The organism is Kitasatospora phosalacinea (genome assembly GCF_000717185.1).
GTDB classification, from domain to species: domain Bacteria; phylum Actinomycetota; class Actinomycetes; order Streptomycetales; family Streptomycetaceae; genus Kitasatospora; species Kitasatospora phosalacinea_A.
The window spans coordinates 48,386-61,386 of sequence record NZ_JNYE01000011.1 but is presented as its reverse complement, the minus strand read 5'-3'; the positions used below and the strand labels follow the sequence as shown (position 1 = coordinate 61,386).

The 13,001-nt window shown below is 73.3% G+C and carries 10 protein-coding genes and 1 pseudogene; 5 read left to right on the top strand and 6 right to left on the bottom strand.

Translation table 11 applies throughout. The features are described from left to right. Window positions 1-120 precede the first annotated feature (120 nt). From tgmA to tgmC, 3 genes are read left to right on the top strand one after another with little or no spacing between them, the layout of a single operon-like run. On the top strand, window positions 121-378 hold the full coding sequence (gene tgmA / locus OO57_RS06725; RefSeq protein WP_033251365.1) for a putative ATP-grasp-modified RiPP: 258 nt from the start codon (window positions 121-123) through the stop codon (window positions 376-378). Between the two features lie 10 nt (window positions 379-388). Continuing rightward, window positions 389-1,354: an ATP-grasp ribosomal peptide maturase gene (tgmB, locus tag OO57_RS06720; protein WP_033251364.1), complete on the top strand. Its 966-nt coding sequence runs from the start codon at window positions 389-391 to the stop codon at window positions 1,352-1,354. After that, a complete protein-coding gene (tgmC, locus tag OO57_RS06715) occupies window positions 1,351-2,502 on the top strand; it encodes an ATP-grasp peptide maturase system methyltransferase (RefSeq protein WP_033251363.1) in 1,152 nt (383 codons plus the stop codon). The genes tgmB and tgmC overlap by 4 nt, the downstream gene beginning before the upstream one ends. 27 nt (window positions 2,503-2,529) lie before the next feature. On the opposite strand, the gene OO57_RS06710 is transcribed toward tgmC, so the two are convergent. Beyond that, window positions 2,530-2,802 (bottom strand): GntR family transcriptional regulator, encoded by a 273-nt coding sequence (locus tag OO57_RS06710; RefSeq protein WP_081973500.1) that lies wholly within the window; start codon window positions 2,800-2,802, stop codon window positions 2,530-2,532. 164 nt (window positions 2,803-2,966) lie between these two features. Between OO57_RS06710 and OO57_RS06705 the strand changes: the two genes are divergently transcribed. Then, on the top strand, window positions 2,967-3,494 hold the full coding sequence (locus OO57_RS06705) for a hypothetical protein (protein ID WP_033251361.1): 528 nt from the start codon (window positions 2,967-2,969) through the stop codon (window positions 3,492-3,494). Window positions 3,495-3,897: 403 nt separating this feature from the next. After that, window positions 3,898-4,524, top strand: a complete 627-nt coding sequence (locus OO57_RS43605; RefSeq protein ID WP_158715036.1) for a hypothetical protein — start codon at window positions 3,898-3,900, stop codon at window positions 4,522-4,524. Between the two features lie 170 nt (window positions 4,525-4,694). Here OO57_RS43605 and leuE read toward each other — a convergent pair. From leuE to tmk, 5 genes and pseudogenes are all read right to left on the bottom strand, one after another. Next, window positions 4,695-5,117: pseudogene (leuE, locus tag OO57_RS06700) on the bottom strand (leucine efflux protein LeuE); the annotation flags it as partial. A 136-nt stretch (window positions 5,118-5,253) separates the two neighbouring features. After that, a complete protein-coding gene (locus tag OO57_RS06695; protein WP_033251360.1) occupies window positions 5,254-6,858 on the bottom strand; it encodes an alpha/beta hydrolase in 1,605 nt (534 codons plus the stop codon). Window positions 6,859-7,109: 251 nt separating this feature from the next. Further along, window positions 7,110-8,219, bottom strand: a complete 1,110-nt coding sequence (locus OO57_RS06690) for a hypothetical protein (RefSeq protein WP_033251359.1) — start codon at window positions 8,217-8,219, stop codon at window positions 7,110-7,112. A gap of 159 nt (window positions 8,220-8,378) precedes the next feature. Further along, a complete protein-coding gene (locus OO57_RS06685) occupies window positions 8,379-9,584 on the bottom strand; it encodes a DNA polymerase III subunit delta' (RefSeq protein ID WP_033251358.1) in 1,206 nt (401 codons plus the stop codon). A gap of 227 nt (window positions 9,585-9,811) precedes the next feature. Continuing rightward, window positions 9,812-12,934, bottom strand: a complete 3,123-nt coding sequence (gene tmk / locus OO57_RS06680; protein ID WP_033251357.1) for a dTMP kinase — start codon at window positions 12,932-12,934, stop codon at window positions 9,812-9,814. Window positions 12,935-13,001: the final 67 nt, after the last annotated feature.

Sequence of the window (13,001 nt, the reverse complement as noted above, 5' to 3'; positions counted from 1 at the left end):
GCCGGCCGCACCGACTCCCGCCCGGTTGCTCTGACCATGGGCTAACCAGGACGGGCGCACTGAACCCTGTTTCTCAGCAGGGAAGTTGAACAGTCCAGCACCACCGACTTAGGAGGATGCATGGTTACCACCCCGTGGGGACTCACCCGGATGGGGTCCTATTCGGACACCGGCACGGGCACGGTTCCGCTGCTCGTGCCGGTGCTCGACCCCGAGACCCAGGTCGCGGTGCTCATCGACGAGCACGGCCGCACGGTCGAGCTCGGGGAGCACGGCACCAGCACCAACACCTCGACCACGACGCAGACCGGGTCGGCGGACGGCCAGAACCCGGGCGGCAGCGACCAGGACTCCGTGCCGGCCAACGACCAGGACTAGGAACAGCGCGATGCCCAACAGCAGGTCAGTGCTGGTGCTGACCAACCCGTTCGATGTGACGACCGACGTCGTGCTCAAGATCCTTGCCGAGCGTGCCGTGCCCGTCGTCCGCCTCGACCCCGGCACCGACCTGCAAGCGGGTGCCCTCCTGACCGCCCGGTTCGACGCCGGCGGCCAGGGGGGCACCCTGCGCACGTCCACCCGGGAACTCGACCTCCGACACGTCCGCTCGGTATGGGTTCGCCGCCCCTCCCCCTACCGGGGCCCGGACGACCTCGACCCGCGCGAACGGCGGTTCATCGCCGACCAGACCAATTGGGGCGCGGGCGGCATCCTCGCCTCACTCCGCGGCGCCCACTATGTCAACCACCCCTGGGCCAACCGCAACGCCGAGTCCAAGCCATCGCAGTTGGCGACGGCCCATCAAGTCGGCTTGCGGACTCCCTCTACGATCATCACCAACGACCCCGACGAGGCACGCGAGTTCGTCACCTTGCACTCCAGCGGCGCCGTCTACAAGCCGTTGTGGAACACCGCCTACACCACCGACGACGGCACCGCCCAGACCGTCTGGGTCCGCGAAGTCACGGCGTCCGAGATCACCGACGCGATCTCGGCGTGCCCGCACATGTTCCAAGCCAAGGTGCGCAAGGCATTCGACGCACGGGTGACCGTGGTCGGCGACGCGCTATTCGGCATCCGCATCGACAGCCCTGACCTCGACTGGCGCGAGCAGCAGAACCTCATGCACTGCGAGCCGGTCCCGGTACCCGACGACGTCACCCACGCGATCCGTCGCTACATGAAGGCCCGCGGCCTGGTCTTCGGCGCGTTCGACTTCGCCGTGACCGACCTGAACCACTGGTACTTCCTGGAGTGCAACCCCAACGGCCAATGGGCCTGGCAGCCCGAGGACACCACCAACCAGGTTGCCCACGCCCTTGCCGATCAGCTGGAGAAAGGCCCCACCGTATGACCACCTCCGACAGGCTGCGCACCGACCTGGTCGCACAGCTGATCGCCGACGGCGAGCTGACCGACCCGGAGTGGGTGAAGGCTGCCAGCGCGGTCCCCCGCGAGAAGTTCGCCCCGGCCTACTTCCTCGCCGTCGACGGCAGCACCCCCACCTCGTACATCCCCGTCGACGCGAACGACGACGGGTGGCTCGAAGGCGTCTACACCAATCAGACGCTGATCACCCAACTCGCCCAGCCTGACGGCACGATCACCGCCACGGACGCCGGCCGACTCCCCGTCGTTGGGGAACCCTCCTCGTCGTCGACCCTGCCCTCACTCGTCTTGAACATGTGGCAGTTGCTCGGCGTCGAGGACGGTCACCGCGTCCTGGAGATCGGCACCGGCACCGGCTACTCGACCGCACTCGGCGCTCACCGCCTGGGCGACGAGAACCTGACGAGCATCGAGTACGACCCCGTCGTAGCCGAACTCGCCGCCGCCGCCATCGAAGCGGCCGGATACTCCCCGCGGCTCGTCGTCGGCGACGGCCTGCTCGGTGACCCGGCCGGAGAGACGTACGACCGACTGATCGCCACCTGCGCCGTACGGTACGTGCCGCAGCCGTGGCTCTACCAGGTCCGCCCCGGCGGCAGAATCCTTGCCACCATCGGCGGGTGGGGACACGGGTTCGGACTCGCCGACCTGACCGTCACCGCCCCCGGTGAGGCTACCGGCCGGTTCCTGCCCGGGTTCGTGAACTTCATGATCGCCCGACCCCACGGCCGGCCGCCCCGCCCGTCCGTTGCCCTACTACCCGGAAACGAGCGGCAGAGCATCCTCGACCCCGCCCTGCTCGACACGTGGACTGGCCGATGGGTGGGACAGCTCGCCGCCCCCTCCGCCGAACGTCTCGGCGCCGGCACCGACCAGATCCTCTGGGACGTCGCCACCGGCTCCCAGGCCCGCACCACCGCCAACGCCAACGGCGGATGGACCGTCACCCAGCGCGGCCCGCTGCGCCTGTGGGACAAGGTCGAGGACGCCCTCTTCCTCTGGCGCACCGCCGGCGAACCGCATCAGGAGAAGTTCGGAATCACCATCACGCCGACGGCCCAGACGGTCTGGCTCGAAACCCCGGACGGACCGAACTGGAACCTGCCCATCTGAGCGCCCGCGACCACGGCCCCGCACCGGCTACTCGACGGGCGGGGCCGGCCGCGTTTCGGGGGGACGGACGGTCGAGCCCTTCCCCCAATCCGTTTCGATCAGACCCATTTCATCCCGGACAACCTCCAGCGCCCGGCGGATGGTCATCGGGGCGCGGCCGAACCTGTCCTTCAACGCGGACTCGGACGGGAAGGGCAGCCCCGAGTCGTACACCCCTGCGTGGATCTCGCGGGCGAGCTCAGCCGCAACCTTGCGGTACGGCGGGACAGCTGACTTACGCGGCTGCGGGGTGGCGGACATGGCAGAAGGGTACGGAGCGCCACGACCGCAAGCTACTTAGAGGAGATAGACCAGTAGAAGACTTAGAGGAGTTAGAGGTATCGTCGACGCCACAACAACAAGAAGCCCGGCGACGGTTGCAGCCGTCCCGGGCGTGGTCGAGCCACGGTTTAGGAGAACTCGACATGTACGACACTACCGCCTGGGCCTCCCTCGCGTTCATCCCCTTGCTACTGGCAGGACTGGCCGCGTGGATACTGTCCGGCGCCACCGACCTGCCGACAGGTCGCCACCGCGCTGGCGACCGCCCGCTCGACCCCTACGTGATCGAACTCGTCGGCCAACGCCGTGCACGATGGGACAGCGACGAGCGCGCCGTGCCGACCAGCGCCACCCCGCCCCCTCCCCGCCCAGCTACGTTCATCACCGAACCGAAAAGCACCCGGAGCGCCGAAGACGACCACACCCGCCGAGCAGTCGCTGCTCGGGTCGACCGCCTGGAAGGTCGGGCCGTCGGGGTTCCCGACACCCCGACCATGGAGCTTCGCCTACTCCCGTGCGCAACCACCCGCGTTGTTCCCCGCTGGGTAGCGCGCTTCGAAGCCCAGCAGCAGGCCCAACGGCGTAGGGCCCTGGAAGCTGCCGCCACCGGCCGCCCAGACACCGGGTACACCTACCCGGGGGCGCACACCCTCATGGGCGTGCCCGCCTGAGTCCGTAACAGCAGGAAGCCCCGACCGGCGCCCGGTCGGGGCTTCCTGCTGTTACGGACGTTCCTCTACTGGCCTCACTCGTAACCCAGTCGGGTAACCAAGCTCATCAACATGCATATGGCGCCGGTCGCGACACCAAGCAACATCCCTCCCGACGCGCAGACGGAACCGGCAGGCCGCCGCAGTCGAAGTTCTTGCGTTTCACATCCGCACTGTTGATGATGGCGCAGTGCTTACAAACCTACTTCCCGGCTTACGAGAGCTCCGCGCCCCGCTAGCGACTGGCTACATCTGGCTAGTCGCGCTGTGGTTCGCACTTAATGGCCACGTCCCCTCGCATAAAAATTCGTCAGGGGTCGCGCTCTCCGCCTACCAATTGGCTGACGCCGCAGGAAAGCCAGCATTGCTGGCCGCCCTGTCATTCCTGGCCTTCCTTATTGGTAGCCTTTTTCAGGTAAGGCCGGACACCATACGCAGCGGCGTAGTGAGGATTGTCGGCCACAATCGAGCCCAGAAGCTCTTGCGCGGAATTCCAACAGGCGGATGGGACGGCAAGCCACCAGCCGTCAGTCAAAGCTCGATCGCCTCATTGGACACTCTTATTTCAGAGATGGCACGCGAGGCCGACCCCTCGGGCTGGCAGGACTTCATGGCAGACCCAACACGCACCGATCAGGTACTGGCTGACGTTACAAGCGACCTGCGGGCGCTCGCCCTCCGGCTACAGGTTGATAAGCCAGACCTTTTTCAAGACTATGACCGAAAAGCATCAGAAGCCGATTTTCGCGTCAATGTCGGATTGGCGATTGGCGCCCTGGCCACCGCCCTAACAATCGCCGCAGGAAACGGCTGGCTTGCGGCAGGCTTTTTGATTACCTTGGCGATGCTGCGCAGCGGAATCTATCGACAGCAGATAGCCAATGACCTGCTGATCGAAACCCTCACATCGCGCGTTGTCACATGCCAAGCGCTGAATAAGCTTGACCAGAACCTGCGCATTCGAAACAATCCCCGAAGCCAGCTTCCCTAGCCTAAATATCTCCGTTGACACCGCCATCTCAACGACGACAGGGCTCAGGACGGCTCCCGCCAGAGCCGTCCTAGCAGGATTGCAACACGGCTGAAAACCCGCAGGGTTGACGACGGCTCATCATCCTAGGCATGATGAGCTGCCAATCCTGTCTTACTCGGGGTAACCAAGGAGAGCAGGAAGAGGATCGCCTTGGGGTTGAAGAGGCTGATCATCAGCGCGCGGCGGAACGGCCGCTCGCCGTCCGCCGCGGCGGGGCCGTCCTCGGCGGGGGCCTCGGCCAGGGCGCGTTCGCGCCACATCTGGCGGGCCGCCCGCAGCATGCCGTAGCCGATCCACAGCAGGTAGGCGGCGCCGCCGAACTTGACCACGGCGAAGACCGCGGGGTTGGCCCGGAGCAGGGAGGCCGCGCCGAGGGCGGTGAGGCTGATCAGGACGAGGTCGCCGAGGAAGACGCCGCAGGCCGCGCGGTAGCCGGTGCGGACGCCCCGGCGGGCGGCGACGGAGAGCACGTAGAGGGAGTTGGGTCCGGGCAGCAGGACGATGGCCAGTGCGCCGAGGACGTAGGTGGCCAGGTCGTGGACTCCGAGCACTTCGGTCTCCAGGGAGCGGGCAGGCGGCAGGGGGCGCCGTTGGGGCTGCGCCATGCTATCCGCCAGCCCCGTCGACCCGAAATGCTCCTGTCACCCCCGGAGGTGCGGGCACCGCCCACCCCCCGCCCGCCCGGGTTCAGTCCTTGCAGACCTTCCCGTTCGCGGGCGCCTGCCCGCCGAGCAGGTAGCCGTTGATCGCGTCGTCGATGCAGGCGTTCTGCCGCTGGTACGCGGTGTGCCCGTCGCCCTCGTAGGTGAGCAGCCGCCCGGCCTCCAGCTGCCCGGCCAGCGACTTCGCCCAGGCGTACGGGGTGGCCGGGTCCCGGGTGGTGCCGACGACCACGATCGGGTCGGACCCGGCGGCGCGGACGGTGTGCGGGACGCCGGTGGCCCCGTCCGGCCAGTACGCGCAGCCGAGCGCCATCCAGGCCATGTTGCGGCCGAAGTGCGGGGCGGCCTTCTCGAAGGCGGGAACGGCGGCGGCGACCGCGGCCGGGTCGGTGAACGGGGCTGGCAGGTCGAGGCAGTTGACCGACATGTTGGCGTACATCAGGTTGTCGTAGCTGCCGTCGCTGTTGCGCCCGTAGTAGCTGTCGGCGAGCTTGAGCAGCCCGCTGCCGTCCCCCGCCCGGGCGGTGGTCAGCGCCTCGCGCAGGTAGGACCAGAGCGACTCGGCGTACATCGCCTCGGCGACGCCGGTGAGCGCCTGGGGCTCGGTCAGCGGCCGGTTCTGCTCGGTGGGGAGCGGGTGCGCGTCGAGCTGCGCGAACAGCGCGGTGAGCTTCTTCCCGGCCTCCTCGACGCTGCGGCCGAGGGGGCAGTCGTCGCGCGCGGTGCAGTCCTCGGCGAACGCCGTCCAGGCGGTCTCGAAACCGCCCGCCTGGGTGAGGTTCCCGGTGGCGGCGTCCAGCGAGGGGTCCATCGCGCCGTCCAGGACGACCTTGCCGACCCGGCTCGGGAACAGGCCCGCGTACGTCGCGCCGAGGAAGGTGCCGTACGACTTGCCGACGTAGTTGAGCTTCCGGTCGCCGACCAGCTCCCGCAGCACGTCCATGTCGCGGGCCGCCTCCACGGTGGAGACGTGGCCCAGCAGGTCGCCCGCCTCGGCCCGGCAGCCGTCCGCGAACTCCCTGTCGGCCTTCACCACCGCGTCGACCTCGCCCTGGTCGTCGGGGGTGAGGTCGACGGCGGTGTACGCGTCCATCCGGCTGCCGGGCAGGCAGGTGATCGGCGCCGAGCGCCCGACCCCGCGCGGGTCGAAGCCGACCAGGTCGTAGTCGGAGCGCACCCCCGCGTCGTAGCGCGCCGCGACCCGCTCCAGGTAGTCGACCGCCGAACCGCCCGGCCCGCCCGGGTTGAGCAGCAGCGAACCGATCCGGTGCGCCGGGTCGCCCGCGGGCTTGCGGGCCACCGACAGCTCCACGTCCTGCCCGCCCGGGTGCGCGTAGTCCAGCGGCACCTTGAAGGTCGCGCACTCGAAACCGGAGTCGCACGCCCGCCAGCTCAACTCCTGCGCGTAGTACCGGTCCAGGTCGGCCGACCGCTCGACCGGCAGCGGCTCCAGCGGGGTGGCCCCGGGCGCGGGCGCGCCGGTCGCCACGCTGTCGGTGGAGCTGTCCGGGCTGCCGGACGGGGTGCCGGACGAGGCCGGGTGCCCGGAGGTGCAACCCGCCAGCAGCAGCGACAGGGCGGCGGCCAGCACGGCGGCGGACGCCGACCGACGGCTCCGGGCGACACTCATGAAGGTGGGTCCTCTCCCCTGGGGAACGGCGCGGCAGCCGGGGCCGACACCGGGAGGCCGAGCCTAGCGGGCAGCACCGCCACGCCCGGCGACCCGCCCGGGCACCACCCCGCCCGGCCGACCGGCACGCCGCCGATCGCACCACCGCCCCGCGCCGAACGGCCCAACCCCCGCACCACGTCGGCGCCACGTCGGCACCACACCGCACGACCCGGCCCTCCCCCAGCGCCCCACCGCGCGACGACCGCCCGCTACTTGGGCAGCCCCTCCGCCAGGTACTGCACCGCGACCCGCACCAGCCGCAGCCGCTCCCGCTCCGGCGTGTAGTCCTGCACCACCTCCGAGGTCCGCACCTGCGCCCGCGCCTTGGCGTCCCGCAGCGCCGCCTGCACGGCCCGCCCGGAGGCCAGCCCGTCCGTGTCCCGCTTCGCCGCGGCCAGCAGCAGCCGCGCCGTCACCGCGCCGGGCGCCTCCGCCGCCGCCCCGACCAGCGCCCGCGCGTCGTACCGGCCGGAGACCGCCGCGGCCGCCCCGTACAGGTCGGGCCGGGCCAGTCCGGCCGCGGCCGCGCAGGGGGCGCCGTCGTCCACGCCGAGCACGCTCCAGCCCGCGGGGCCGGCCGGCAGGGTGCGGAAGGCCGCGCCGACGGCGGAGCGCAGCGCCGCGTCGTCCGCGACCGCCTGCGGGGCGGCGGCCACCAGGTCGCAGGGGTGGCCGGTGCCGCCGGGCGCCTCGGGGGCGACCACCACGAACGGGCGCGCCTTGCCCTGCTGCACCGCCGACGCCACCCCGTCGAACACGTCCGGCAGGTCGGCGTCGGCGGTCCGCCCGGGCGTCCCGGAGTGCAGCACGATCACCGGGAACCGCTCCGCCGTGCTCTTCCCGTACTCGGCGGGCAGCCACACCCGCACCGTCCGGGCCCGCCCGTCCGGCCCGGGCACCGAACCCTGCATCAGCTCCCCGCCCGCCGCCCGGCCCACGCTCGCGAACGCCACCGCAGCGGCCGCCGAAGCCCCGGACGCCCCGGACGCCGCCGACCGCGACGGCACCGACTGCACCGACTGCACCGACAGCGGCGGAGGGGCCGCCGCCCGGTCCGCACCGCCCGCCTCCGCCGCGACCGCCCGCACCGCACCGCGCCCGCCCCGCTCCCCCAGCAGCACCGCCACCCCCAGCGCGCTCACGCACGTCAGGCACAGCGCCGCCGCGGACGCCCGCACCAGCACCGGCCGCACCTCCGCCGCCAGCTCGTACGTCTGCGCGGCCCGCAGGTCCCGCCAGCGCACCATCGCCGACCGGGCGAGCCAACTGCCCGCCACCACCGCCACCAGCAACGACAGGACGAGGAGCGAACGGGGCATGGGGACGCACCACCTCGGGGAAGGACCGGCCGCCGGACGCGGGCGCGTGGTCAGTGCACAGGGTGCAAGACCAGGTGCCCACTCGCCCGGGGGCGGTACGGGCGTCTCCGCACGTTCACTCGAACGAGCGACGGCCGGACGCCGCGGACGGACCGGGGCTCAGCCCGCCCGCAGCGCCACCGTCATCGCCTCCACCGCCAGCAGCGGGTCCACGTTCCGGTCCAGCGCCCGGCGGCAGGCCAGCACCGCCTCGATCCGGCGCAGCGTGTTCTCCGCCGCGCCCTGGCCCGCGACCCGCTGCAGCGCCGGGCGCTGGTCGTCGTTGGCCAGCGCCCCGCCCGCGCCCAACTGCAGGGCCAGCACGTCCCGGTAGAAGCCCAGCAGGTCGCCCAGCGCCACGTTCAGCGTCTCGCGGCGGGTCCGGGTGGCCCGGCTCTTCTGCCGCTTCTCCAGTTCCTTGACCGCACCGGCCATGCCGCGCGGCGCCCGGCTGCCCTCCGCGGCGCCGTACGCGGCCCGCAGGTCCTCGGTCTCCCGGGCGTCCTGGGTCTCGGCCAGCGCCTCGGCGTCCGCCTTCGCGGTGTCCACCAGCCGCTGGGCGGCCGCCAGGCAGCCGCCCAGGTCGGCGACCTCCAGCGGGATCCGCAGCACCTCGGCCCGGCGCGCCCGGGCCTGCTCGTCCACCGCGAGGCGCCGCGACCGGTCGATGTCGCCCTGCCCGGCCAGCGCCGCGATCCGGGCCGCCTCCGGCTCCACCCCGTCCCGCCGCACCAGCATGTCGGCGACCGCCTCCGCGGCGGGCGTGCGCAGCACCAGCAGGCGGCAGCGCGAGCGGATCGTCGGCAGCACGTCCTGCACCGACGGGGCGCACAGCAGCCACACCGTCCGCGGCGAGGGCTCCTCGACGCCCTTCAGCAGCGCGTTCGCCGCCGCCTCGGTCAGCCGGTGCGCGGCGTCCACCAGGATCACCGACCAGCGGCCGCCGGTCGGGTAGCTCGCGGCCCGCAGCACCAGGTCGCGCATGTCGCCGACGCCGATCGACAGGCCGTCCGTCCGCACCTGCTTCACGTCCGCGTGGCTGCCCGACAGCACGGTGTGGCAGCCGTCGCAGAACCCGCAGCCCGGCACCCCGCCCAGTTCCAAGTCCGGGCTGGTGCACTGCAGCGCCGCCGCGAACGCCCGCGCCGCCGTCACCTGCCCGGCCCCGGGCGGGCCGGTGAACAGCCAGGCGTGCGTCATCAGCGAGGCGTTCCCCGCCGGGGCCTCCCCCCGCCCCGCCAGCACGCTCGCCCGGGCCGCCCGCGCCGCCGCCTGCAACTGCTCGACCACCCGGTCCTGCCCCACCAGGTCGTCCCACACACTCACGCCGCGCTCCTCGTCACCGATGCCACCGCTACCGCCGTTCCCGCCGCTCCCGCTCCCGCTCCCGCCGCCCTGGCCCGCCCGCCGAGCCTAACCCCGCCCGGGGACAGCCCCGGCCCGGCAGGGGCCGCACGTGCAACGAGGCCGCGACGCGGGCAGTGACACCTGCCGTCCCGTCGCGACCTCGCCGCACCCACTGCGCCGTTCCGTTCCCGGCCGAGCAGCAGGGCCTAGTCCTTGCGGCGGCGCCAGCCACCCTTCTTCGGCTGCTCGTCCGTCCCGTCCTCGGGCTCGTCCGTCTCCCAGCGGGCCCACTCCTCGCGGGAGCCGAGCAGGCTGTCGGTCAGGCTGGGCAGGTCGTCGAGCGGCGTCTCCTCGGCCCACTCCGGCCGGGGCCGCAGCTCGCGGGTCTGCGTGGAGTCGGGCTCGTCCCGGAACAGGCCCTTGGGCACCCGCGCGGTCGGGTCGTCCGCCTTGGGCAGCACGGCCGTCTCCTCGACGTCCCCGGCCCGGTCCTCGTCCGCGACCACCGGCAGCACCGCGGTCTCGTCGACCCCCGGAGCAACCCCCGGAGCGGCCGCCGGAGAGGTCCCCGGAGCGACCGGCGCGGGCTTGGGCAGTTCCCGGGTGGTGTCCGCGTCCCCGCCCTCCGCTTCGACCTTCGGCAGCACCGCGGTCTCGTCGGCCCGCGCCGGAGCCGGAGCCGGAGCCTCCGCCGCGAGCGCCGCGGCCGCCCCCGCCTCCGCGGCCCGCCGCGCGGCCTCCGCCCGCTGCAGCGCCTCCTCGGCGCGCCGCCGCTGCTCCTCCCGCTGCAGCTCGCGCTGGCGGGCGAACTCGACCCGGGCGGCCTCCTCGGCCGCGGCCTTGCGGGCCGCCTCCGCCGCCGCCTCGGCCCGGGCGGCCTCCTCGGCGCGCCGCTTCGCGTCCTCCTCGGCGCGGCGCGCGGCCTCCGCCTCGGCGGCGAGCCGGGCGGTCTCGGCGGCCTTGCGGGCGGCCTCGGCCTCGGCGCGGGCGGCTTCCTCGGCGGCGAGCCGGTCCTTCTCGGCCTGCTCGGCGCGCAGCTGCTCCAGCAGTTCGAGGCGCTTGCGCTCGGCCTCCTCGGCGGCCTTGCGGGCGGCCTCGGCCTCGGCGGCGCGCCGGGCGGCCTCCTCGCGGGCCTTGCGCTCCTGCTCGGCCTTGGCGACCTTCTCCTGGCTGGAGAGCGGCAGTTCGCGGTCGAGCCGGTGCCGGATCGCGGTGGTGACGACGGCGGGGGCCTGGGTGCCGTCGACGACCAGGTAGCGGGCCGGGTCGGCGGCGGCGAGCGCCAGGAACCCGGAGCGGACCCGCTGGTGGAACTCGGTGGGCTCGGACTCCAGCCGGTCGAGCGCCTCGGTGAAGCGGTCGCGGGCGGCGGTCGGGTCGACGTCCAGGACGACCGTCAGGTCGGGGACGAGCCCGCCGGTGGCCCAGCGGGAGATCCGGGCGACCTCGGTGGCGGCGAGGTCGCGCCCGGCGCCCTGGTAGGCGATGGAGGAGTCCATGTACCGGTCGGTGATGACGACCGCGCCGCGCTCCAGGGCGGGGCGGATGACGTTCTCGACGTGCTCGGCCCGGTCGGCGGCGTAGATCAGCGCCTCGGCCCGGTGCGAGAGCCCGGTGTTGCCGACGTCCAGGACGAGGGCGCGCAGCCGCTGCCCGATCGGGGAGCCGCCGGGTTCGCGGGTGAGGACGACCTCGTGGCCCTTGGCGCGGATCCACTCGGCCAGCGCCTGCGCCTGGGTGGACTTGCCGGCGCCGTCGCCGCCCTCCAGGGCGATGAAGTAGCCCTGGCCGGCGGCCCGGTGCGGGGCGACCTCGGCCCGGCCGCGGACGGCCTGGGCCAGCTCGCGGCCGAACGGGACGACGCCGCGCTGGTCGTCGGTCTTGAGCAGCACGACGGCGGCCAGCACCAGGGTCAGCAGCCCGGCGGTGGAGACGGCGAGCGCGGCGCCGTCGTGGATGAAGGTGAAGTGGCCGCGGCCGACCTCGCCGAGGGAGACCTGCCCGTACGCGGCGGCCAGCAGCGGCATGCCGACCAGGGCGGCGCCGACGACGGTCCGCAGGACGGCGTACAGGTGCTCGGTGACCTTGCCGAGCCGGATCTCCTCGATCTCCTGGGCGAGCAGGCCGCGCCCGGTGGCGATGACCACGCCCGCGGCCAGCCCGGCCAGCACGGTGAACAGCAGCACCAGGACGAAGTCGAGGACGAGCCCGGCCAGGATCAGCGCCACGCCGGAGGTGACCAGGCCGAGGGCCAGCAGTCGGCGGCGGGACAGGCCGGGCAGGGTGGCCCGGCTGAGCCGGACGCCGATCGCGGGGGCGCCCGCGGCGGCCAGCACCAGCAGGCCGTAGCCGATCGGCCCGGCCAGGTGCTCGCCCGCGGTGAGCAGGCCGAGCGCGGCGACCCCGGCCATCGAGGCGTACGCGGCGGCGATCGAGAAGGTGAAGTACGGGGCGGAGCCGGTGCGGCCCTTCTTCAGGGACGGACCGGGCGTGGCGTCGGTGGGCGCGCGCAGGCCCTGCAGCGGGGAGCGCGGTGCGGCGCTCGCCCCGGCGGGCAGCTCCTGGAGGTACAGCAGCGCGGCGTTGGTGGCGAACAGCGCGGCGGCGCCGAGCCCGGCGACGGTGAGCTGGTGCGTGCGCAGCCAGTCCAGGCCGAGCGCGGCGAGCACGTTGTTGAGCAGGGTGAGGCCGACCAGCCCCGCGGCGGCCAGCGGCAGCGCGGCCCAGCCGGTGCGGGCGTCGAGGGTGCGGACGGCGTCCAGCGCGGCGGCGGACGGCGGCCCGGGCTGTTCGGGGACGGCCAGCAGGCCGGGGACGGCAGCGGCCTTGCCGATGGTCCAGACCCGTTCGGCGGCGCCGGCCAGGAAGGCGGTGCCGAGCAGCAGCCAGGTGGCCGAGCCGGGCGACCAGACGGCCCACCAGGGGGCCAGGCCGATCAGCAGGGCGCGGAACAGGTCGGCGCCGAGCAGGCTCCAGCGGCGGTCGAGCTTGCCGCCGACCAGCGCGTGGACGGGGCCGAGCAGGACCGCGCCGAGCAGCCCGGTGGCGAACAGCCGGGCCGCGAACAGCGCGGCGACGGCGAGCGCGAGCGCCCGGTAGCCGTGCCCGAACTGGCCGCCGAGCGCGGCGGCCACCACGGTGAGCGGCACCAGCACCAGGACGGTCAGCCGGTCGGCCGTCCCGCCGAGCAGCTGGGTGGTCCAGAGTTTCCGGTAGGGCCGCAGCCTCAGCAGCGCACGGGCCCGCTCGCCGGGCGTCCCGGCGGGGGCGGCCCCGGGGAGGCCGGGGGCGGCGGTGCGTGCGGTGGGGGGCAGCTCCTCGCTCGTCATACGGTCAGCGTAGCGAGTGCGGGTGCCCTCCCTTAACGGGCCTGCCCGGATTCGAACAGGCCCGTTA